The sequence below is a fragment of the Sphingomicrobium sp. XHP0239 genome, from assembly GCF_039555325.1.
Classification (GTDB): Bacteria; Pseudomonadota; Alphaproteobacteria; order Sphingomonadales; family Sphingomonadaceae; genus Sphingomicrobium; species Sphingomicrobium maritimum.
On sequence record NZ_CP154608.1, the window covers coordinates 1,555,962 to 1,576,334 of the forward strand.

The 20,373-nt window shown below is 63.9% G+C and carries 22 protein-coding genes and 1 other annotated feature; of the genes, 6 read left to right on the forward strand and 16 right to left on the reverse strand.

From position 1 onward, the window contains the following. Positions 1-231 precede the first annotated feature (231 nt). The 3 genes from WJT74_RS07905 to WJT74_RS07915 are packed head-to-tail and all read right to left on the reverse strand — an operon-like array spanning position 232 to position 4,390. Positions 232-1,677: an efflux transporter outer membrane subunit gene (locus tag WJT74_RS07905; RefSeq protein ID WP_432215217.1), complete on the reverse strand. Its 1,446-nt coding sequence runs from the start codon at positions 1,675-1,677 to the stop codon at positions 232-234. Positions 1,678-1,684: 7 nt separating this feature from the next. Then, on the reverse strand, positions 1,685-3,238 hold the full coding sequence (locus tag WJT74_RS07910; protein WP_343343457.1) for a DHA2 family efflux MFS transporter permease subunit: 1,554 nt from the start codon (positions 3,236-3,238) through the stop codon (positions 1,685-1,687). Between the two features lie 3 nt (positions 3,239-3,241). Continuing rightward, entirely contained in the window at positions 3,242-4,390 is a 1,149-nt protein-coding gene (locus tag WJT74_RS07915) for an HlyD family secretion protein (protein ID WP_432215218.1), read from the reverse strand. Between the two features lie 89 nt (positions 4,391-4,479). On the opposite strand from WJT74_RS07915, the gene WJT74_RS07920 reads away from it, so the two are divergent. The 4 genes from WJT74_RS07920 (at position 4,480) to WJT74_RS07935 (ending at position 9,209) form a co-directional block, all read left to right on the forward strand. Further along, a complete protein-coding gene (locus WJT74_RS07920; RefSeq protein WP_343343461.1) occupies positions 4,480-4,950 on the forward strand; it encodes a MarR family winged helix-turn-helix transcriptional regulator in 471 nt (156 codons plus the stop codon). Then, positions 4,950-6,545, forward strand: a complete 1,596-nt coding sequence (locus WJT74_RS07925; RefSeq protein WP_343343463.1) for an ABC1 kinase family protein — start codon at positions 4,950-4,952, stop codon at positions 6,543-6,545. Before WJT74_RS07920 ends, WJT74_RS07925 begins: the two co-directional genes overlap by 1 nt. Then, a complete protein-coding gene (locus WJT74_RS07930) occupies positions 6,542-6,922 on the forward strand; it encodes an alpha/beta fold hydrolase (RefSeq protein WP_343343465.1) in 381 nt (126 codons plus the stop codon). The genes WJT74_RS07925 and WJT74_RS07930 overlap by 4 nt, the downstream gene beginning before the upstream one ends. 509 nt (positions 6,923-7,431) lie before the next feature. Continuing rightward, positions 7,432-7,485, reverse strand: a sequence feature (sul1 is cis-regulatory element that is thought to sense ions involved in sulfur or methionine metabolism; They are found in Alphaproteobacteria). Positions 7,486-7,826: 341 nt separating this feature from the next. Then, entirely contained in the window at positions 7,827-9,209 is a 1,383-nt protein-coding gene (locus WJT74_RS07935) for an NAD-dependent succinate-semialdehyde dehydrogenase (protein WP_343343467.1), read from the forward strand. 17 nt (positions 9,210-9,226) lie between these two features. Here the strand turns inward: WJT74_RS07935 and WJT74_RS07940 are convergent, their stop codons facing one another. Further along, entirely contained in the window at positions 9,227-10,048 is an 822-nt protein-coding gene (locus WJT74_RS07940) for a Brp/Blh family beta-carotene 15,15'-dioxygenase (protein ID WP_343343469.1), read from the reverse strand. A gap of 10 nt (positions 10,049-10,058) precedes the next feature. Continuing rightward, a complete protein-coding gene (locus WJT74_RS07945) occupies positions 10,059-10,901 on the reverse strand; it encodes a bacteriorhodopsin (protein WP_343343471.1) in 843 nt (280 codons plus the stop codon). Positions 10,902-10,989: 88 nt separating this feature from the next. Between WJT74_RS07945 and WJT74_RS07950 the strand changes: the two genes are divergently transcribed. Next, positions 10,990-12,270, forward strand: a complete 1,281-nt coding sequence (locus WJT74_RS07950; protein WP_343343473.1) for a DUF2254 family protein — start codon at positions 10,990-10,992, stop codon at positions 12,268-12,270. Here the strand turns inward: WJT74_RS07950 and WJT74_RS07955 are convergent. After that, positions 12,267-13,673, reverse strand: coding sequence for an FAD-binding oxidoreductase (locus WJT74_RS07955; RefSeq protein WP_343343475.1), 1,407 nt, complete (start codon positions 13,671-13,673; stop codon positions 12,267-12,269). The two genes, WJT74_RS07950 and WJT74_RS07955, sit on opposite strands and share 4 nt — an antisense overlap. A 42-nt stretch (positions 13,674-13,715) precedes the next feature. On the opposite strand from WJT74_RS07955, the gene WJT74_RS07960 reads away from it, so the two are divergent. Further along, positions 13,716-14,210, forward strand: coding sequence for a dihydrofolate reductase (locus WJT74_RS07960; RefSeq protein WP_343343477.1), 495 nt, complete (start codon positions 13,716-13,718; stop codon positions 14,208-14,210). On the opposite strand, the gene WJT74_RS07965 is transcribed toward WJT74_RS07960, so the two are convergent. The 10 genes from WJT74_RS07965 to rpsN all read right to left on the reverse strand — a co-directional run bounded on the left by WJT74_RS07965 (position 14,207) and on the right by rpsN (position 20,346). Beyond that, positions 14,207-14,725, reverse strand: a complete 519-nt coding sequence (locus tag WJT74_RS07965; RefSeq protein WP_343343479.1) for an SRPBCC family protein — start codon at positions 14,723-14,725, stop codon at positions 14,207-14,209. The two genes, WJT74_RS07960 and WJT74_RS07965, sit on opposite strands and share 4 nt — an antisense overlap. A 116-nt stretch (positions 14,726-14,841) precedes the next feature. Next, positions 14,842-15,483 carry an adenylate kinase gene (locus WJT74_RS07970; protein WP_343343481.1) on the reverse strand — a complete coding sequence of 214 codons (642 nt, stop codon included), beginning with the start codon at positions 15,481-15,483 and terminating at the stop codon, positions 14,842-14,844. Positions 15,484-15,532: 49 nt separating this feature from the next. After that, positions 15,533-16,906 carry a preprotein translocase subunit SecY gene (secY, locus tag WJT74_RS07975; protein ID WP_343343483.1) on the reverse strand — a complete coding sequence of 458 codons (1,374 nt, stop codon included), beginning with the start codon at positions 16,904-16,906 and terminating at the stop codon, positions 15,533-15,535. A gap of 154 nt (positions 16,907-17,060) precedes the next feature. Further along, entirely contained in the window at positions 17,061-17,555 is a 495-nt protein-coding gene (gene rplO, locus WJT74_RS07980; protein ID WP_343343485.1) for a 50S ribosomal protein L15, read from the reverse strand. 83 nt (positions 17,556-17,638) lie between these two features. Beyond that, positions 17,639-17,836 carry a 50S ribosomal protein L30 gene (gene rpmD / locus WJT74_RS07985; RefSeq protein WP_343343487.1) on the reverse strand — a complete coding sequence of 66 codons (198 nt, stop codon included), beginning with the start codon at positions 17,834-17,836 and terminating at the stop codon, positions 17,639-17,641. A 4-nt stretch (positions 17,837-17,840) separates the two neighbouring features. Continuing rightward, entirely contained in the window at positions 17,841-18,530 is a 690-nt protein-coding gene (gene rpsE / locus WJT74_RS07990; RefSeq protein ID WP_343348140.1) for a 30S ribosomal protein S5, read from the reverse strand. A gap of 212 nt (positions 18,531-18,742) precedes the next feature. Next, positions 18,743-19,096 carry a 50S ribosomal protein L18 gene (rplR, locus tag WJT74_RS07995; protein ID WP_343343489.1) on the reverse strand — a complete coding sequence of 118 codons (354 nt, stop codon included), beginning with the start codon at positions 19,094-19,096 and terminating at the stop codon, positions 18,743-18,745. A 1-nt stretch (position 19,097) separates the two neighbouring features. Further along, complete coding sequence (gene rplF, locus WJT74_RS08000) at positions 19,098-19,634, reverse strand: 50S ribosomal protein L6 (protein ID WP_343343491.1); 537 nt, start codon at positions 19,632-19,634, stop codon at positions 19,098-19,100. Continuing rightward, positions 19,634-20,029 carry a 30S ribosomal protein S8 gene (gene rpsH, locus WJT74_RS08005; protein WP_343343493.1) on the reverse strand — a complete coding sequence of 132 codons (396 nt, stop codon included), beginning with the start codon at positions 20,027-20,029 and terminating at the stop codon, positions 19,634-19,636. The genes rplF and rpsH overlap by 1 nt, the downstream gene beginning before the upstream one ends. 11 nt (positions 20,030-20,040) lie before the next feature. Next, positions 20,041-20,346 (reverse strand): 30S ribosomal protein S14, encoded by a 306-nt coding sequence (gene rpsN, locus WJT74_RS08010; protein ID WP_343343495.1) that lies wholly within the window; start codon positions 20,344-20,346, stop codon positions 20,041-20,043. Positions 20,347-20,373: the final 27 nt, after the last annotated feature.

Consider the following 20,373-nt stretch of genomic DNA (forward strand, 5'->3'; position numbering starts at 1 on the left):
CCGACCCCAACCTTGGCCAGTTCGGGCCGAATAGCTGCTTTTTTTGCTACATACAATTTGAAATGCAGCGGCTGCCTTTGAGCGCGTAGCAGACGGAAAGCCGAACGACCGTGATTGGGCCGAGTGCGGAAGGCCCGCTTTAAGGCGATTCCCCTCTCTATAGGGCATCGAAATGTACTCCCTCATCGTACTAAGGTGATCCCCTTCGATCCCAAGCCTAGGGCCTACCGTTCAGGGCTCCCTCCATCCCAATCCCAAGGACTTCTGGATCGCGATCCAGCCATTTGTCATGGCGGCGATCGCCCGATCGAGATTTGCTCTGGCCTGTTCGCGCTGGCGGATCGAAGTGTTGAGTTCGCCTTGCGAGATTACCCCCGCGGCGCGGCGTTGCTCGTTAAGCTCCGCAGCCGTGTCGGCCTGTCGACTGATCTGCGCCAGCGCGGCTACGTTGGCTCTTTGTTGCCCGAACCGGGCAAGCGATTGTTCGGCGTCGCGCAGTGCGCCAAGGACCACTTCAACATAACGCGCTTCGGCCTCGTCGCGCGCACTCTCGGCCTGATCGATCGATGCTGCCGTGCGGCCGAAGTCAAGCAGGTTCCACTGCAGCCGCGGCAAAGCGATTGCCGATAAGTTGCCCGGGTCCAGGATGTCGTCCGGCTCTGATCCGCCCAAACCGAGAATCCCCATGAAGGAAAGCTTAGGGAAACGAGCAGCCTCTGCCACGCCAATGCGCGCATTCGCCGCGGCCAGCATGCGTTCGGCGGCTCGAACATCCGGCCGCCGCGCTATCAGCGCTGCGGGATCGCCCACCGCGACCCGTTCGGGGGGAAGCGGAATTTCGGCCTGAGCCGCCAGGAGCTCGTCGAGTGCGCCGGGCGCTTCGCCCGTCAGCACCGCGAGCGTGTCCTTGAACACATCGATGTCCGCTTGAGCTTCCGCGATCTGCGACTTGAGCAGTTCGAGCTCGGCGTTCGCGTCACCGACCGGAAACAGTGGGAGAGTGCCCTGTGTATAGCGCTGATAGGTCAGTTCGAGAATCTGCTGCTGCAATTCCCGTTCTCGCTCGACAAGCTCGAGCCGCCCCTGCGCTTCTCGCAGGCTCACATACGCCCGCGCGACTTCGGCGGCGAGCTGGACTTTCGCATCCTCGGCGTTCGCCACCGAGGCCGCAGCCTGAGCGTTAATGGCCTCGACACGCCGTGCCTGCCCCCCGGCGAAATCGATCTCCCAGTTTGCGTTGAGCCCGACGTTGTAGACGCTGAGGCTGTCCTGCTCTTCGTCGTCAGCAGGAGGGCCGGGCGATCCCGGTGGCGGGCCGCTGCCGATATCTAGCCCTGGGATATTCGCCTGGACCGCAGTCGCCTGCGCAGCCACGGCGGGTAGCCGGTTGGCGCGCCCCTGGCGGACAGCAGCCCTTGCCTGTTCGATGCGAGCGCGCGCCGCGGCGACGCCCGGATTGCCGGCCAGCGCGCGCGCCTCCAGTTCATTGAGAACCGGATCGCCGAGCAACGTCCACCAGTCGCCGGCAATCGGCGCTAACGGATCGATTTCGGGGCCGGCCCGTACGAACGCATTGCCTGCGGCGGTCGCAAGTTGCGGGGGACCGGCATAGTCGGGACCGGACATGCAACCCGCGAGGAGCGCCATGGGAGCGAGGAGGGTTAGGGTCTTGCGCATAGAGTTCTCAGTGCATCGAAAGGGATACGTTCTTCGGGAGAGGCTTGAGGAACAGTACCAGCGGCACCGTGACCAGGGTAATCGCGCCCATGGCGAAAAAGACATCGTTGTACGTCATCACGAACGCATCGCGCTGAATGATGCCGGAAAGCATCTCCAGCGCGGCCTGTGGGCTGCCCAGCGACGCCGTCATGCCATCCAGATATTCCTGTAGTCGGGGGCTGTTAGCGTTGAGGGTTTCTTCCATGCGCCGACTATGATGCCACAGGCGCTGATCCTGGAACGAGGCGAGCCCCGCGAGCGCGAACGAGCCCCCGAGGTTTCGCGCCGCGTTGAAGATCCCGGAAGCATCGCCGGCATCCTCCTTGGCAACCGAAGCTACCGTCGCCTGGTTGAGGAACATCATCGTGAGGATCATGCCGATGCCACGCAGGAACTGGCTTTCGGTGAACACTCCACCTCCCGATTCCGCTGTCAGATTTATGCTGACGAAACAGCTTAGCGCCATGATGAACATGCCCGCGCCCACAGCAATCCGGATGTGAATCCTTCGTATCATGAAGGGCAACACAGGCATCAGTAAGAAGGCCGGAACACCCATCCAGAAGATTACGAACCCAGTCTGCAAGGCGTTGTAATCGGAGATTATCGCAAGAAATTGCGGGATCACGTAGGTCGAGCCATACATGACCATGCCGAGCGCCAGTGCCATCACCACGACGCTGGCAAACTGCCTGCTGAGCATCAGGCGCAATTTGAGCACCGGTTTGCGCGCGTAAAGCTGTCCGTAGGTCAGAAGTGCAAATCCCACGACCGTCATCAGTGTGAGCTGGACGATCAGCGTGGAATCGAACCACTCCTCACGGTGGCCTTCTTCAAGCACGATGGTCAGCCCACCCAACCCAAGGATCATACCAGCTATTCCCGCCCAATCAGCCTCGCGCAGGTAAACCCAGTCGGGCTTTTCATGGGGTAGCCCGATGAATAGTAAAGCAAGGAGCAACGCGCAGACGGGCACGTTGACGAAGAAGGCGTAGTGCCAGCTCAGGTTCTCGGTAAGCCAGCCCCCCACCAACGGGCCCATTACCGGCCCAAGAACCACGGTCATTCCGAAGAGCGCCATGCCGATCGGCTGTTGCGATGGAGGCAGTCGCTTTGCGACGATGGTCATGGCGGTTGGAATAAGCGCGCCGCCCATGAACCCTTGACCGGTGCGACCGATGATCATCGTCGTCAGATCGGTGGCAATGCCGCACAACACCGAAAAGGCCGTGAAGGCAGAAACCGCGACGATGAGCAGCGTGCGAAGGCCGAGCAGTCTTTCCAGCCACGCGCTCAGAGGGATGACAATGATCTCGGCAACAAGGAAGGCTGTCGCGATCCAGGTGCCCTCGGTTCCGGTCGCGCCGATTTCCCCCTGGATCGTCGGCAGCGCCGAATTGACGATCGAGATGTCAAGCGTTGCTAGCATCGCCCCCAGCGCACCGGCGGCTACGGCGATCCAGGCCGTAGCATCGGCCTTTTCGACCGGGGGCGAAACCGCTCCAGCGGCGCCTGCCATCGGTCAGTCTCCGGCCGCGTTGCGGATCGAATCGAGTTCGTCTCTGGCGGCGCGCGTATCGACACTCGCGACAACAGACATGCCCGGCACCAGCAGACGCAGGATCTCGGGCGAAGCCTCGATGGATATGCGGACCGGCACGCGCTGAACGATCTTGGTGAAATTACCCGTCGCGTTTTGCGGAGGTAGGATCGAGAATTCTGCGCCGGTTCCGGGGGCGATACTTTCCACTCTTCCCGATAACTCGAGGTCGGGCAGCGCGTCGATTTCCAAGGTGACGGGTTGCCCGGGGCGAACGAGACCGAGTTGCGTTTCCTTGAAATTCGCCGTCACATAGAGGCGGTCGGTGGGAACTACGCTCATCAACCGCTGGCCGGGCTGGACAAATTGTCCGGGCCGGACCGTGAGGTCACCCACCCGTCCGGAAATGCTGGCCCGGAGCGTGGTCGATGACAGGTTCAGGCGGGCGGCCTCAAGCTGCGCACGAGCTGCGTTGGCCTGCGAATTGGCCTGGTCTATCTGCTCGTCAAGCGTGCCTTGCCGCCGCTGTGCAGCCGTGAGCGCGGCGCGCGCCGCTGCGACCTGGGCCTGCGCTTCTCTGGCCTGGGCCTGCAGCTGGTCGAGCCTCTCGCGCGGCTCCGCTCCCGAAGCAGCAAGGGGGCGATAACGGGCAACCTGCTCCGCAGCCAGACCGACCTGCGCAGATGCCGCAGCCAGTTGGGCGCGGGCCTGCGCGATAGCCGCGTCCTGCTCTCGCTGCTGGGCGCGAACCGTATCCGCTCCGGCGAGCGATGCGGCAATCTGGGCTTCGACCTGGTTTGTCTGGGCACGATAATCCCGCACGTCCAGCTGGACAAGTGCATCGCCCGACGCAACCGTTTGATTCTCCGTAACCAGTACGCGCTCGACGTAGCCAGCAATTTTGGGAGAGATGATGACGCTGTCGGCGGCGATATAAGCGTTATCGGTAGACTGCTGGAATCTGCCGTACGTCTGATGATTGTAATACCAGTAGCCCCCGACGAGCAGGACGAGAATGCCGGCAATCAGCAGGCCCAGCCGGACCCGCGGACTCGACAACGCCTTCGGACGCGCGCCGTCATCGATATCGCCTGCTGTCTCGTCCGCCATGGTAATCTCGCTCCTCGCCATCGTTCGAGCCGTTGCGCGAGCGATATAGCGGTCCCAACGAAATACGAAAGTACTTTACTATTTTTTTTCCCGCCGGATAGGTCATCGGCATGACTGAAGACGAGGACTCTCTCTCACGCGACAATGTCATCAGCGACGATGATCGAGCGATTTTCATGATGGACGAGATCAGCCGCGCCGCGCGGAAGGCATTCGATGGCCGAGCGCAGCCGCTGGGCCTCAATCGCACGCAGTGGCGTGTGCTGGCGCAGCTCATCAAAGATCCTGCCCTGAACCAGACCGACATCGCCGGGCGTCTCGAACTCGAATCCGCCACCATTGGCCTTGCGGTCACCGCCTTGACCCAGAAAGGCTTTATCGAGCGCCGCCGTGACCCAGCAGACGGGCGGTCGTGGAGCCTGTGCCTGACCAGACGGGTTGAGGAAATACTTCCTGACCTCAGACTGGCCGCAGACGCGATTCACCTGAGGATATGGAGCGGAATGACGCCGCAACAGAAGAGCACCTTGCATTCGCTTCTGGAGATGGTCAGCGAAAACGTACGGCGGGATGTTCTCTGATGGCAGACATGACGCCTCCGCGCATGAGTGACCGGAAGCGACTTGCGCAGGTCATAGCGATACTCGGCCGCCACGGGCTGGGCGGCATCGTGTCCGCGTTGGTATCAGGCCGATCTCAAACCAATACACATCCGACGCGCCCGGAAGCCCTGGTCGAGGCACTGCGCGAATTGGGACCGGTTGCGACCAAGCTTGGCCAGATCCTCGCGATGCGAAGCGATCTCTTGGGGCCCGATTGGACGGCGGCGCTATCGCAGCTGCACGATCGCGTTCCGGGCGTACCGTTCGAATGTATCGAGGCTCCGCTCGCCCAAGCGCTCGGGGAAGACGCCGGCGAGTACTTCCGCGAGTTGGATCGGGAGCCGATCGCGGCCGGCTCTATAGCGCAGGTGCACGCAGGAATACGGAGCGACGGCGTTGCGGTCATCGTCAAGATCCGACGGCCGGAGATCGAAAGCATCGTGGATGCCGACATGCGTTTACTGCGGCGCATTGCGCGATTGGCACAGCGCGCAAGTCCCCTTGTCGAAAGGCAGAGACCCGACGAACTGCTGCGGTTTTTTGCCGAAAGCCTCGATCGTGAGATGGATCTGGGTGCTGAAGCACGCGCGAGCGCGGAAATTGGCGGCTATATTGCACGGTTCGGGATCGAGACGGCCCAATTCGATGACGAGGTGAGCGGGCGCTGTCTGAATATCCAGGAGCGGGTCGATGCGATCCCGGCGACCGACCTAGTGACATTGAAGGATGCTGGCGTGGATCTTGCTTCCGTCGCGCGCAGCTATGCCCGTGCGGTGCTGAGCATGATAATCTTCAACGGTCGCTTTCACGCCGATCCGCATCCCGGTAATGTGCTGATCCGCCCCGACGGGACCCCGGTATTCATCGACTTTGGCGCGGTGGGAACTCTGCTGCCCGAGCGGCGCGACGAACTGGTGCGCCTTTCACTGGCGATCGCCGGAGACGATATCGACGATCTGGTCGACGTTGTTCTGCAGTGGGCAGGCCATCCGGCGGTCGATCGCGAGGCGCTCACGACATCGCTCAAGCAATTGGTCGGCAAGTTTCGTAACACGCTTCTCGACCAGATCGACCTGTCTGGCATCTTCGCCGATGTATTCGAGCTTCTGCGAACTTACCAACTGGCTCTACCCGGCGACCTCGCCTTGATGCTGCGTACGCTGCTTACCGCCGAAGGGTTCGTACGCCGGCTTGACCCGCGCTTCGACATTACGTCCGAACTTGCTCCGATCGGTAAGCAACTGCTGATGGAGCGTGCCAGCTTGGCAAACCTGCGCGGAAGTGCCCGGCGGACAGCGTCGACGCTGATGCGCGCGCTTCTCGGCACCCCCGAGATCGTAGAGAACCTGGCGTCCATCGCGCGCCGGGGACAGCTGCCGATCCGGATCGACCCCCAGGATCTTGCGCGACTGCAAAGGCCGCTAAGTGCGCCGCCCTTGCGTTCCAGCGACCTGATTGCGGCAGCGCTCATCGTATCGGCAGCCATTCTGGCAGACTTGTCGATATTTGCAGCCATTGGATGCGCCTTGGCGGCGCTGGTATTCTTTTTTCTCGCCCGCAGGCAGCGCTCGTGAACGAGGATCGCCTGTTGCTTCCTGGCGCCGACGGCCTGACGCTTGTCGCAAGCGCGTTCGGACCGACTGACGGATTGCCTTTGCTTCTGGCTCATGGAGGCGGACAGACGCGGCGCGCCTGGAGAAAGGTCGCCACTCGCCTGGGCCGGGCCGAATACCGGGCGATCGCCCTCGACCTCAGGGGGCACGGCGAAAGTCCATGGTCCCCGACCGGCGACTACGATGTGCACGATTTCGGCCGGGATCTCGTTGCAGTTGCGCAGAGTTTCGAGCGCATTCCCGCGCTCATCGGTGCGTCACTGGGTGGATTGGCGGGACTTGTGGCCGAGGGCATCATCGCGCCCGGCACGTTCGCCTCGCTAACACTGGTGACATAACGCCACAGATGGAAGCGAACGGGGTCGCGCGGGTCCTCGGCTTCATGGCGCAACATGCACGAGAAGGGTTCGGATCACCCGAACACGCATCCGCGTCAATCGCAGCATATCTGCCGCACCGCGAGAGACGGCAAAGTTCCTCGGGATTGAAGAGTTACCTTCGAAAAGGACCGGACGGTCGGTATTATTGGCACTGGGATCCGGCATTCGTTGAGAACATTACGCGCCGACGCACTATTTCCGACGACGTTACCGCGACATCGACGGAACTTCTTCAGGCAGCGTCGGCGCTGTCCCTTCCGGTCCCTCTAGTGCGTGGTGGATCTAGCGACCTTGTTTCTCCCGAAGGCGCCGCTGAATTCCGGAAATTGGTTCCCGATACGCAATTCAGCGACATCGCTGGTGCGTCGCATATGGTTGCGGGCGACGATAACGATGCGTTCGGCGACGCAGTCCAGCAGTGCCTGGTACACCGTGCGAAGTTGTGAGGCGACCGGCCTCCCCGGGGTGGTTGTCCCGGGGATAGGCACCGGGCCGAGCCACCCGGCGCGGCCGGGTCCGGTGGATGGCGGGCACTTAGTGTAAAGCCCAAACTGTTGCAAGTGCGAAGAAAGGGCGGGCATAGTCCGCCCGGTCGAAGGGCAGCTTTCGGGCAGGGATCGCAGATCGTCGAATGGCCGAAAGTAGGGCGCAAAGCCGACATCACGCTGGCCTTTCAACTGAAATTATCCAATGTTCTGAGTGCCCATCATTTTCACTTCGGGCGCACCACCTTTTCCATTCTTACGCGACGCCAGGCGCCCGTGACGCGCCGGTCCGGTTGTGGAACGCGCCGAGCCTTGCAACGCGGGTGCCGTTCGGTCGGTTGTCTTCATGAACTGATTTTTATGAAGGAGCGCGCCGCATGGCCGACACGATCACCACCATCAATCCCACTACCGAAGAAGAAATCGATACCTTCGAGCTGATCAGCGAAAAGGACGCCGCCGATGCGGTCCAGCGCTGTCACGATGCGTTCGTTCTCTGGTCGCAACGCCCCGCAGAGGAACGCGCCGAGATCATTGGCAAGATCGGCGACACGCTCGCCGCCAACAAGGAAAAGCTCGCGCAGAAGATGACCGAAGAAGTCGGCAAGCTCATCGGCGACAGCCGTGACGAGGTCGATCTGTGCGTCGCCATCTGCAAGTTCACTGCCGCCAACGGCCCGAAGGAGCTGGCCGACGAGGAACGCTCGCTGTTCGCGGGCGACGGCAAGGGCGTGGTCGCACATCGCCCGATCGGCGTCGTCTACGGCATCCAGCCGTGGAATTTCCCCGCCTATCAGGTCATTCGCTATTCGATCGCCAGTCTGATGGCCGGTAACGGCGTCCTTCTAAAGCATGCCTCCAACTGCACCGGTTCGGGCATCATGCTACGGCATCTCTACGAAGAAGCGGGCCTTCCCGAGGATCTCTTCACCGTTCTCGTCATCGACCATGATTTGTCCGACACCGTGATCGAGAACGATCTCGTCCGCGGCGTCACGCTCACGGGCAGCGATTCCAGCGGCAAGCATGTCGGCGAACTGGCCGGCCGCAAGCTGAAGAAGTCGGTGCTCGAGCTGGGATCGAACGACGCCTATCTCGTCCTCGACGACGCGGACGTGGACCAGGCCGTGAAGATTTCGGTCCAGGGCCGCCTCTACAATAACGCGCAGACCTGCATCAACGCCAAGCGGTTCATCGTGACCGAGAAGAATTACGACGAGTTCGTCGAGAAATTCGTGAAGGCGTTCGAGGATTGCACGGTAGGCGATCCGCTCGAGGACGACACCGACCTCGGCCCGATGGCGCGCGAGGACCTGCGCGAAACGCTGATCGAACAAATGAACGAGAGCATCGACAAGGGTGCGCGCCTCTTGACCGGCGGAAAGAAGATCGATCGCAAGGGCTGGTTCTTCCAGCCGACGATCCTCGACAATCTCGCTCCCGGAATGCCCGCCTACGACGATGAATTCTTCGGCCCGGTGGCCAGCGTCATCAAGGCGGTCGACGACGAAGACGCGATCCGCATCGCCAATTCGTCGCGCTACGGCCTCGGCGGCGGCATCTTCTCGAAGGACGAGGACAAGGCGCGCCGCATCGCGATCGACCACTTCGATACCGGCATGGTCTTCATCAACGGCTTCGGTCTTGCCGATCCCAACATGCCGTTCGGCGGCGTGAAGGACTCGGGCTACGGTCGCGAGCATGGCGGCTTCGGTATGAAGGAATTCACCAACGCCAAGGCTGTCTTCCTCAACAGCTAGAGCCTCGATCCCTCCCGCTACCGCTCGGCCGGGCCTTCTTCGCGGAGGGTCCGGTCGAGCAGCATGTGGGGGGTGGCGAGCGCGATGAGGATGGCAGCCAATAGTGCCGCGCTCCACCATCCCTGCGTCATGCCCGCAATCAGGAACGTCGCCCCGACCAGCGCGACCAGGCCCAGTGCCCCCAGGCGCCAGCCCTTTCGCCATCCCGCCTCGCCGAGCAATTCGACGACCCGGGGAAGAGCGTGAAACGCGAAGAAGGCCGCCGCGATGGCGACCAGCGGCGGCAGGACGGCGTAACCGACGAACGATGCCGCCAGCCCAGCGGCCAACGGGCTGCGCCGGACGATCGCCCATACCGTCAGCAGTACCGCCCCCACCCCCGCGGCGCCGAGCAGCGCGACCAATGCTTCGGATCCGCGCCCGGCGATCGTATCGACCAGAAGGAAGGTTTCGTTCGGGCGCAATAAGGCGCTGCCTCCCACCAGCGCCAGCGCTTCGGCCGCCCCCGCGATGCGGTCGCCGGTCCGCTGCCCCGTTTCGCGCGCCACGTGCCAGACCGACAGGGCGAAGAAGGCGACCAGCCCGGCGACGGGGTTGAAGATCATCACGCCCACCATCGCCAGCGCCACCGCGAGATAGGTCGCGCTATACCCCCATCCCGGCAACACCAGCCGTCCGTTCTCCCGGTCCAGCCCGCCATGGAAAAGCCCCAGCCCGAACAGGAAAGCGGCGAGCCAGTGCGCCCGAACGCCTGCCATCAGGAGAAGCACGCACCCCGCAAGGATCCCGGCATAACAAAAGAGCGACAGGACGATGCCGTCCCGCCGCTCCTTCGACATCCGGCGAATTCTAGTCGCGCGCACCCTTCACCGGGGTCGGCACCGCTCCCATCGCTTCGATCGCGGGCGCATAGCCCTCGAGCGCGCTGCGACGCAGCAGGAAACGCGACAGGATCACGCCATAGATCAGCTTGGTCGAGATATCCGCGATGCTGAAGAGCAGCTGACGAATGACCACCACGTCGCCGTTGATGCCCAACTGCGGCAGTGCGTAGGCGATCGGATAGAGGCCCCAGGTCGCGAGGAAATACCACCACAACTTGTCGGGGAAACCCTTCAGCTCCGCCGGTGCCTCGGCACGTCCGCGGCTCATCGTGGCGCGCACCTCGACCAGCAGCCAGACGAAGAACAGGGTGGAGATAATGCCCCACAGGTTGAGCTGCGCCATGTCGTCGGTCTCGCCGAACTGGCCGATCAGTCCCGTCCAGATCATCAGCACCGCCGGGATCGCCATGCGAATGGCGCGCTTGTGCACCTCGGGCCGGCCCAGTGCGAAGGCCAGCGGCAATTGCGTCAGCAGCAACGGCACGGTGATGGTCCAGTTGCCGTAGCGGAAAGCGTTGGTGAACGTCTGCCCGTCCGAAATCGGCGCATAGAGTCCGCCGACGAAGCTGTAGCTTTCCTGCCAGAGCGAGAACTCGCGCAGCAGGCTCAGACCCGCCGACGCCATCACCAGCGCCGACAGCAGCGGTACCAGCCGGTAACGCGGCGCAAGGTCGCGCATCGTGAACAGGAAATAGAGGATGAAGGCGAAATGCGCCCCATAGCTGACCATCAGGATCAGTGATCCCAACGTATATTGCTGGTCGGTCAAGGCGACCAGGTTCTCGATGTTGGTAACCACACTTTCCATGAGCACTACTCCCAGAGGGAGCGCGAATAACCCTGCTGTTTTCGGCGCGTAACGGAAACAAAGCCTGAGGGCGCGCTTTTGGTTCCCGATGCTGAATCGGATCGAACGCAAAAACGTACCCCGGCCGCTGGGGCTGCTCGTGCGCCTGTGGCACAGCTACTGGCTGCTGCCGGCGCTGATGATCTGTGCCACGATCGCGCTGTTCGCGCTGTTGCGCTGGCTCGATGCTGCGGGGGCGGCGCGCTGGCTGCGCGACGGGAATGTCGTTCTCACCGACAGCGGGACGACAATGGCCGACGGCGCGCAGGTCGCGGTCGGGGTGACCAGCGCGATCGCGACGCTCTACGTCTCCATTACCTTGCTGGTGCTCACCATTGCGGCGGGCAATCTCGGGGTGCGGCTGATCGACCGGTGGATCGCCCGTCCCTTCATCCGCTTCACATTGGGTTTCTTTCTCGCGGCACTGGCCTTGAGCCTCGCCTTCCTGCTCACCGTCGATGACAGCGCGACGCCCGACGCACTGCCCCACGGGCCCAGCCTGTTCCTCGCCGCGGTCCTGCTCGTCGAACTGGTCTGGCTCGCCCTCGCGCTCCAGGATCTCGGACGGGCGGTATTCGTCGATACTGCCATCGGTCGCATCCGCGACGATTCGACCGCCCGCCCGGCCCCCGATTTCGCGCGCGTTTCGAACGAGGATTGGGAAGGCTCGCACATCTTCGGCGCGCGCTGGCAGGGCTATGTCCGGACCACCGACATCGACCGCCTGTCGCGGATCGCGCACGAGTGCGACACCGAATTTCGTCTCCTCAAAAGCGCGGGCGATCACGTGCTGCCGGGCGAGCCCCTGCTGCAGTCCCGGCAGCCGATGTCGCCGGCGATACAGGATCGGCTCGCGAAAGCCTTTCTGGTCTGCGAAACGCGCGGGGACGAAGAGGGTCTTTCCTACCGCGTCCGTCTGCTCGTGGAGATTGCGGCGCGCGCCCTCTCCCCCGCCATCAACGACATTTACACCGCCCGCGCCTGCGTCGATGCGTTGGTGGAAATCATGCTGCACCATAAGGACCGGGTGACCGAACCGGGGAAGCTGTTACAGGAGATCGACCGCGTCGCCTGTCCCACCGCCTCGTTCCAGCGGTTGTTCGACACCCCCCTCGACGCACTGCGTCAGGCTGCTGCCAAATATCCCTCGATCGCCATCCGGCTCATCGAGCGGATGGGCACCGCAGCCGCGCTGTCGCAGGACGATCGCTTCGCCGCCCATGTTGAGAGCCACGCACGCCGCATGCGCGACCACGGGATCGATCAGGCCGAACTGGATGCGGATGCCGAGGATATCGCCCGCGCCTATTCCACGGGGTTCGGCGCTTAGATCAGCTTCCCAGGATTGAGGATGCCGTGCGGGTCGAACGCCGCCTTGAGCCGTCGCAGCATCGCCACCCGATCGGGATCCAGCCGCGCCAACTCGCCGCGCTTCATCTGCCCGATGCCATGCTCCGCGCTGATCGATCCGCCCCGCTCCTGCACGACATCGTGGACCGTCCGCTCGATCGCCGCCCCCTCGGTCGCACGCCATCCCTCGCTCGCCCGCTCCATCGCCCGCACGTGAAGGTGGATATTGCCATCGCCCAGATGCCCGTATCCCGACACCGACACGCCCGGATATTCCCGCTCCAGCCGCTCGGCAATCTCCACCAGGAAATCCGGCATCGCATCGACGGGAACCGAGATGTCGTGGCTGTTCGCCATACCGAAGTGCCGCTTCTCGGCGTCCGACAGATGATGACGGATCGCCCACATCGCCGCGCTCTGCTGCTCGGACCGCGCCACGACGGCATCGTCCGCCAGCCCCGCCTCGATCGCCTCGGCAAGTCGCGCTTCCAGCGCGGCACGGCACTCGCCCGGCTCTCCGCTCCCCTTCGCCTCGATCAGGACATGATGCTCCACCGGCCCCTCGATCGGTGGCTTGAATTCGAATTCGGCCTGTGCCGCCGCGACGACATCGCCCGGCATATATTCGAACCCCTCTATCCCCTCCATCCGCGCTTCGAGAAACCGCAGCAGCTCGAGCGCACGGTGCGGGCTCGCCACCCCCACCCACGCCGTCGCCCGATCGGCGGGCACAGGTACCAGTCGCAGCCGCACCGCGATGATCACGCCGAACAATCCCTCGGCCCCGATCATCAGCCGATCGACCCGCGGACCGCGATTGTCCTTCTTGAGACCCGACAGCGTATTCACCCGCGTCCCGTCGGCCATCACGGCGTCGATACCGCGGACCATCTCGCCCATCGTCCCGTGGCGCAGCACTTCGGTCCCGCCCGCATTGGTGCTGACCAGCCCGCCGACCGTCGCCGATCCCCGCGCGCCGAGATCCAGTGGCAGCCGCAAGCCGTCTTCCGCCAACCGCGTCTGAAGCGTGTCGAGAACCACCCCCGCCCCGACGACGCACTCGCGGCTCCCTGCATCCACCTCGATCCGGTCCAGCCCGCGCAGCGACAGGATGACCGCCTCGCCGCTTTTGTCGGGGGTGGCACCGCCGACCATCGAGCTGTTGCCTCCCTGCGGCACCACCGCGACCCGGTGACGATTGGCCGCACGCAGGATCGCCGCGACCTCCGCGCCGTCGTCGGGCCGAAGCAGCGCCGCCGCCCTTCCCGTCCATCGCCCGCGCCAGTCGGTCAGCCACGGTTCTATAGCGGCCGCATCGGTGACGATCGCGCGCGCGGGAAGCTCCCCCCTCAGTTCCTCGATCATGGCTGATGGATTGCCCATGCGCCCTTCCTATCGCGCCGCGAACCGCGCATGAAGCCCCGCATGACCGATCGCCCGCTCGCCATGATCATCGCCCGCGCCGCCAACGGCGCGATCGGCAAGGACGGCGACCTCCCATGGCACCTGCCCGCCGACCTCAAGCGTTTCAAGCGGCTGACGATGGGCGGCGCAATGATCATGGGCCGCAAGACCTTCGACAGCCTGCCCGGGCTTCTTCCCGGACGGCGACACATCGTCCTCACCCGCGATGCGGATTGGGAGGCCGACGGTGCAGAGGTAGCGCACGATCCCGACGCGGCGCTCGCGCTGGCAGGCCAGGATCCGGCATGGGTGATCGGGGGCGCGGAAGTCTTTCGCGTCTTCCTGCCTCGCGCGACCCGGATCGAGTTGACCCATGTCGCCGCGACACCCGATGCCGACACCTTTCTCGACGACCCGCGCGATCTGGACGGCTGGGAAGAAACCGCGCGCGAGGATCATCCGGCGACGGAGACCCGTCCGGCCTTCGCCTTCGTCACGCTAGAGCGCGCTCGCTAGCGCGCCACCGTCGCGGCGAACGACTGCGCCTGTTCGGCCAGCACGCCGTCGACTGCCCCCGCCAGTTGCGCGCCCTCGCCGTTGACGAACCCCGTGACCTTGTAATCGATCACGAACTGCCGCCCGGTTTCGGTGTCGGCAATCTCCCAGGTCATCGTCCCGCTGGCGGCGACGTAGCGAAGCGGCCCCAGCCCGCCTTCCATGACGATCTGCGTGCCCGGTCGCATCGACACCACTTCCATATGCTTGACGAACCCCCCGCCCCACGTCTCGCACAGGCATCCCCCCGGCACGAGATCGAGGCTGAAGAAACCCGCATCGCCCGAATAGGTATGCGCATCGCTCCACCACAGCGCAGGGCGGCTGAGGATGGCAAAGGCGGACGCGGCATCGGCAGCGATCGGCACGCTCTGGCGAACGTGAAAGGCATTGGGCGAGGCACTGACCACTTCGGCGGCGGCCGGAGCGGAGATGAGCGCGCATGCGGCCATGGCGATGGTGATAATGGTCTTCACGTTTGTCCCTCCGCGTTGTCCCCGCACGCGCGGGGCTCGGTCACGGAAAGACAAAACGAACATCGGCAGGATTGCAAGGCGTCCGCGATCGGGTCCGGGGCGGACGATGCAGCGGACTAGCTGTCCAGCACTTCGTCGATCGCCGCGGCGACTTCTTCGACGGTGCCCATCCCGTCGACGCGACGCACCAGTCCCTGCTCCTCGTAATAGGGCAGGATCGGCGCGGTCTTGGCGCGATATTCGGCCATCCGCTTGCGCACGGTTTCCTCGTTGTCGTCGGGACGCTTCTTGAATTCGGTCGATCCGCACACGTCGCACACGCCCTCTTTCTCGGGCGGCTTGGCGGTCTCGTGATACAGCGCGCCGCAGTTGGCGCATGAAAACCGCCCGCAGATCCGTTCCACCAGCGCGTCCTCGTCGACGACCAGTTCGATGACATGCGCCAGCGAGCGGTCGTGGTCGGCCAGCAGCAGTTCCAATGCCTCGGCCTGCGGCTGCGTCCGGGGATAGCCATCGAAGATCGCGCCCTTGTCGGCCTCTTCCAGATGTTCGCCGATCAATGCGGAAACGATCGCGTCGCTCACCAGCTCGCCGCGGTCCATCACGTCGCGAACCTGGCGTCCCACAGGGCTGTCCTTGTCGCGTGCGGCGCGCAGCATATCGCCGGTCGACAGCTGCTTCATCCCCCGCGTCTCCTCGAGGCGGTGCGCCTGCGTGCCCTTCCCCGCGCCCGGCGGTCCCAACAGGATGATATCCACGCTCGCTCCCCAGAGAATCGCGTTACGGTCCGGTGACAAGCGCTAGCGACTAGCGCCGCCGACCGCCACCCTTGAGCTTCGCCTTCTTGATGAGGTCGCCATACTGATGCGCGATCAGGTGGCTCTGCACCTGGCTCACGAAATCCATCGTGACGTTCACGATGATGAGCAGGCTGGTCCCGCCCAAGAGCGCCGAACCGATCGGGAACTGGGTGAACAGGATTTCCGGGATCAGACAGATCAGCACCAGATAGACCGCGCCGACCGTGGTGATGCGGTTGAGCAGATAGTCGAAATACTGCTCGGTCGCCTTGCCCGGACGGATGCCCGGAACGAACCCGCCTGCACGCTTCAAATTCTCGCTCGTCTCTTCGCTGTTGAACTGCACCGACGTGTAGAAGAAGCAGAAGAAGGCGATGCCGGCACCATAGAGCAGCAGGTAGAGCGGTGCGCCGCGCTGCAGATAGGTCGACAGGGTGATGAGGATGTCGCTCGTCCCGCTCGATGCTTCCGCACCGCCACCGGCGAACTGGATGACCGTCAGCGGCATCAACAGAATCGAGGAGGCGAAGATCGGCGGGATCACGCCCGCGGTGTTGATCTTCACGGGAAGGTGGCTGCGCTCCTGCTGCATCATCCCGCGCGCGGTCGCCCGCTTGGGATATTGCACCAGCACGCGGCGCTGCGCCCGCTCGACGAAGCAGATGACGAGGATCAAGACGATCAGCGCGACGATGATCGACACGACGACCAGCGGGTCGAGCGTGCCCGAACGGCCACCCTCGAACAGCTGTGCCAGCGTCTGCGGCATGGTCGCCACGATGCCCGCCATGATGATGAGGCTGATGCCGTTGCCGATGCCGCGGCTGGTGATCTGCTCGCCCATCCACATCAGCAACAGCGTGCCGCCGATCAGCGTGATCGTCGCGGAGACACGGAACAGCATGCCGGGGTCGACGACCGCCTGGATGCCCTGCGCCGCGCCCAGCCCTTCGAGGCCGGTGGCGATGAAATAGCCCTGCACCATCGTCAGTGCGACGGTCAGGTAGCGGGTGTACTGGTTGAGCTTCTTGCGCCCGACCTCGCCCTCTTTCTTCAGCTGCTTCCACGGCTCGTGGAGCGCCGCGCCCAGCTGCACCACGATCGAAGCCGTGATGTAGGGCATGATGCCAAGCGCGATGATGCTCATCCGCTCGAGGCTGCCGCCCGAAAAGGCGTTGAAGAAATCGAGGACGCCGCCGCGCTGCGTATCGAACAGCGCGCTCATCGCACGCGGATCGATACCGGGGATGGGAACGAAGGACAGGAAACGGAAGACGATCAGCACGCCGAGCGTGAACCACAGACGCTTCTTGAGGTCGGTGGCCTTGCGGAAGCTGCCGAAATTCACTCCGGCGGCCATTTGTTCGGCGGACGTCGCCATAGGTCTCGTTTCCCTTCGCTCGTCCCGCCCCCCGGCGGGATCGGCCCTATATAGGACCCCTTCCCGTCATTGCGAGCGTCGCGAAGCAATCCGGACCCACGGAGGGGATTGCCGCGCCGCCTCGCTGCTCGCAATGACGCGGATAGGTGAGGTTTTAGTCTTCCGACTTCTCGTCGGTCTTGGCGGGCGCGGTCACTTCGACCTTGCCGCCGGCCTTCTCGACCGCATCGATGGCACCCTTGGAAGCGCCCGCGACCTTGAAATTGGCCTTCGCCGTGATCTCGCCCTTGCCGAGCAGACGCACGCCGTGCTTGCCGCCACGGGTCAGGCCGATCGCGTTGAGCGCGTCCTGGTCGATGACCTTCTTGGCGTCGAGCTTCTTCTCGTCGATCGCCTTCTGGACCTGGCCGACGTTGACGATGGCATAATCCTTGCCGAACGGATTGTTGAACCCGCGCTTCGGCAGCCGCATGTGAAGCGGCATCTGGCCGCCCTCGAAGCCGTTGACGGCGACGCCCGAACGGCTCTTCTGGCCCTTCTGGCCGCGACCGGCGGTCTTGCCCTTGCCCGAACCGATGCCGCGTCCGACGCGCATCCGGCCCTTGCGGGCGCCTTCATTGTCCTTGAGGTCGTTGATCTTGATCGTCATGTCTGCACTCGCTTTCGCTGTTGTTCGCGCTGGAAAGAATGGGTCCGGCGCGTGGCCGGACCCGGGAAATCATCGCTGAAGCCCTAGGCTTCCTCGACGCTCAGAAGGTGCCGGACCTTCTTCACCTGGCCGAGGACTTCGGGGGTCGCCTTCACCTCGATGGTGCGATGCATCTTGTTGAGGCCGAGCCCCACGAGCGTCGCGCGCTGCGCCTTGTCCTTGCGGATCGGCGAACCCGTCTGGGTGATCTTCAGCGTCTTGCTGTCGTCTTTCTTGGCCATCGTTCTACTCCGTCACCGCGTCGGCGGTGGCTTCGGCTTCCGCCTTGTCCATCCCGCCACGGCCCAGCAGGTCCGCGACCTTCTTGCCGCGACGCTGCGCGACCGAGCGCGGGCTCGTCTGGTCCTTGAGCGCCTCGAAGGTCGCACGGATCATGTTGAAGGGGTTGGCGGTGCCGTTCGACTTGGTCACGACGTCCGCGACGCCGAGGCTCTCGAACACGGCACGCATCGGACCGCCGGCGATGATGCCGGTGCCGGGAGGCGCGGAGCGAACCACGACCTTGCCCGCGCCAAAGTGGCCCTTGCCATCATGATGCAGCGTGCGACCGTCCTTCAGCGGCACGCGGACCATGGCCTTCTTGGCCGCCGCGGTCGCCTTGTTGATGGCTTCCGGCACTTCGCGGGCCTTGCCCGACCCGAAACCGGCCTTGCCGTTGCCGTCGCCGACCACGACCAAAGCGGCGAAACCGAAGCGCTTACCGCCCTTCACCGTCTTCGACACGCGGTTGATGTGGACCAGCTTCTCGATCAGCTCCTCGCCGTCGTCGTCCTGCCCGCGTCCACGGCCGCCGCGATTGTCGCGACCGCCACGGCCACGTCCGCCACCGCCGCCACGATTGTCGCGACCGCGCGGTGCGTTGGAACGGCCGCCCTTGCGGGCCTGTTCCTCGGCCTTTTCACCGGCATTCTTCAGATTGGCTTCGGCCTGCGCAGCCGCAACCTCGGGGGTCTCGGCGACACCGGGAGCCTGCTCGCCATGCGCGGTATCGTCGGCCTTGGCTTCCTCGGCCTTGGCGTCGGCCTTCGCGTCCGCCTTGGCTTCGGTCTTGGTCTCTTCGGCCTTCGTTTCGGTCGCCTTGGTCTCCTCGACCGTGGCGTCGTCGTTTTTCTTTTCGTCAGCCATACTTAAAACTCCAGCCCTTCTTCGCGGGCGGCATCGGCCAGCGCCTTGACGCGGCCATGGAACAGGAACCCGCCGCGGTCGAACACGACCTTGTCGACGCCGGCCTTCTTGGCCTTCGCGGCGACGGCCTTGCCGACGGTGGCGGCGGCCTCGACGTTGGCGCCCGACTTGGCCTTGACGTCCTTGTCGAGGCTCGATGCGCTCGCGATCGTCGTGCCCGCGGCATCGTCGATGACCTGCGCGTAGATATGTTTGCCCGAGCGGTGAACGCTGAGGCGCGGACGGCCCGAGGCGCGCGCCTTGAGTGCCGAGCGAACCCGGCGGCGGCGGCGGTCGAAGAGGGAAAGTTTCGCCATCTTACTTCTTCTTGCCTTCCTTGCGGAAAATATATTCGCCCTGGTACTTGATGCCCTTGCCCTTGTACGGCTCGGGCTTGCGCCACTGGCGGATTTCCGCCGCGAAGTGGCCGACCTTCTGCTTGTCGATACCCGATACCTGGACGGTGGTCGCATCGGGCGTCGCGACCGAAATGCCTTCCGGCACATCCAGATCGACGTCGTGCGAGTAGCCGAGCTGAAGCTTGAGCTTCTTGCCCTGCGCCTGCGCACGGTAACCGACGCCGTTGATCTCGAGCGTCTTGGAATAACCTTCGGTCACCCCGTCGACGAGGTTCTGGAGCAGCGTGCGCTGCATTCCCCAGACCTGGCGGCTACGCTGCGACATGTTGTGCGGAACGACGCTGATCTCGCCGTCCGAAATGTCGAACTTCACGAGGTCGTCCATCATTTCCATCGCGAGCTCGCCCTTGGGACCCTTGACCGAGAGCGTCTGCCCTTCGGTCTTCGCGGTCACGCCATCGGGGAGCGCAACGGGTTTCTTGCCGATGCGGCTCATTAGAACACCTCCGCCAGCACTTCGCCGCCGACATTGTTCTCGCGTGCTTCGGCGTCCGACAGGACACCGCGCGGGGTCGACACGATGGTGATGCCGAGACCATTGCGGACGCGCGGCAGATCGCTCGCACCCGAATAGACCCGACGACCGGGCTTCGACACGCGCGCCAGATGCTGGATCGCGGGCTGCCCTTCGAAATATTTCAGTTCGATCCGCAGGCCGTCCTTGCCCGCCAACTCTTCTTCCGAATAGCCGCGGATGAACCCTTCGCGCTGCAGCACGTCGAGGACGTTCGCGCGAAGCTTGGACCGCGGCGACAGGATCGAATCCTTGCGCGCCTGCTGGCCGTTGCGAATACGGGTGAGCATATCACCCAGGGGATCGGTCATTGCCATGCCAGTACTCCTTACCAGCTCGACTTGGTGAGGCCGGGGATGAGGCCCTTGTTGCCCAGTTCGCGCAGCATGATGCGCGACAGGCGGAACTTGCGATAATAACCGCGGCTACGGCCGGTCAGCTCGCAGCGGTTGCGGATACGGGTCGGGTTCGCGTTGCGCGGCAGCTCGGCCATCTTCAGACGCGCGATGAGACGTTCGGTCTCGTCGAGCGACTTGTCGTTCGCCTGCGCCTTCAGCTTCGCATACTTGTCCGCATATTTCTTCGCGAGCGCCTTGCGCTTCTCGTTCTTGTTCACGGAACTCAGTTTCGCCATGACTTAAGTTCTCTCTTTCCTTGCTTG

Coding starts and splice junctions, on each gene's coding strand:
- rpsH (WP_343343493.1), bottom strand. CDS start 20,029: ATGGCAATGACCGATCCCCTGGGTGATATGCTCACCCGTATTCGCAAC.
- rpmD (WP_343343487.1), bottom strand. CDS start 17,836: ATGGCCAAGAAAGACGACAGCAAGACGCTGAAGATCACCCAGACGGGT.
- WJT74_RS07960 (WP_343343477.1), top strand. CDS start 13,716: ATGACCGATCGCCCGCTCGCCATGATCATCGCCCGCGCCGCCAACGGC.
- WJT74_RS07910 (WP_343343457.1), bottom strand. CDS start 3,238: ATGGCAGGCGCCGCTGGAGCGGTTTCGCCCCCGGTCGAAAAGGCCGAT.
- WJT74_RS07925 (WP_343343463.1), top strand. CDS start 4,950: ATGGCAGACATGACGCCTCCGCGCATGAGTGACCGGAAGCGACTTGCG.
- WJT74_RS07950 (WP_343343473.1), top strand. CDS start 10,990: ATGCTGAATCGGATCGAACGCAAAAACGTACCCCGGCCGCTGGGGCTG.
- WJT74_RS07915 (WP_432215218.1), bottom strand. CDS start 4,390: ATGGCGAGGAGCGAGATTACCATGGCGGACGAGACAGCAGGCGATATC.
- WJT74_RS07920 (WP_343343461.1), top strand. CDS start 4,480: ATGACTGAAGACGAGGACTCTCTCTCACGCGACAATGTCATCAGCGAC.
- rplR (WP_343343489.1), bottom strand. CDS start 19,096: ATGGCGAAACTTTCCCTCTTCGACCGCCGCCGCCGCCGGGTTCGCTCG.
- rpsN (WP_343343495.1), bottom strand. CDS start 20,346: ATGGCGAAACTGAGTTCCGTGAACAAGAACGAGAAGCGCAAGGCGCTC.
- WJT74_RS07955 (WP_343343475.1), bottom strand. CDS start 13,673: ATGGGCAATCCATCAGCCATGATCGAGGAACTGAGGGGGGAGCTTCCC.
- rplF (WP_343343491.1), bottom strand. CDS start 19,634: ATGAGCCGCATCGGCAAGAAACCCGTTGCGCTCCCCGATGGCGTGACC.
- secY (WP_343343483.1), bottom strand. CDS start 16,906: ATGGCGACGTCCGCCGAACAAATGGCCGCCGGAGTGAATTTCGGCAGC.
- WJT74_RS07935 (WP_343343467.1), top strand. CDS start 7,827: ATGGCCGACACGATCACCACCATCAATCCCACTACCGAAGAAGAAATC.
- WJT74_RS07940 (WP_343343469.1), bottom strand. CDS start 10,048: ATGTCGAAGGAGCGGCGGGACGGCATCGTCCTGTCGCTCTTTTGTTAT.
- WJT74_RS07905 (WP_432215217.1), bottom strand. CDS start 1,677: ATGCGCAAGACCCTAACCCTCCTCGCTCCCATGGCGCTCCTCGCGGGT.
- WJT74_RS07945 (WP_343343471.1), bottom strand. CDS start 10,901: ATGGAAAGTGTGGTTACCAACATCGAGAACCTGGTCGCCTTGACCGAC.
- rplO (WP_343343485.1), bottom strand. CDS start 17,555: ATGACGATCAAGATCAACGACCTCAAGGACAATGAAGGCGCCCGCAAG.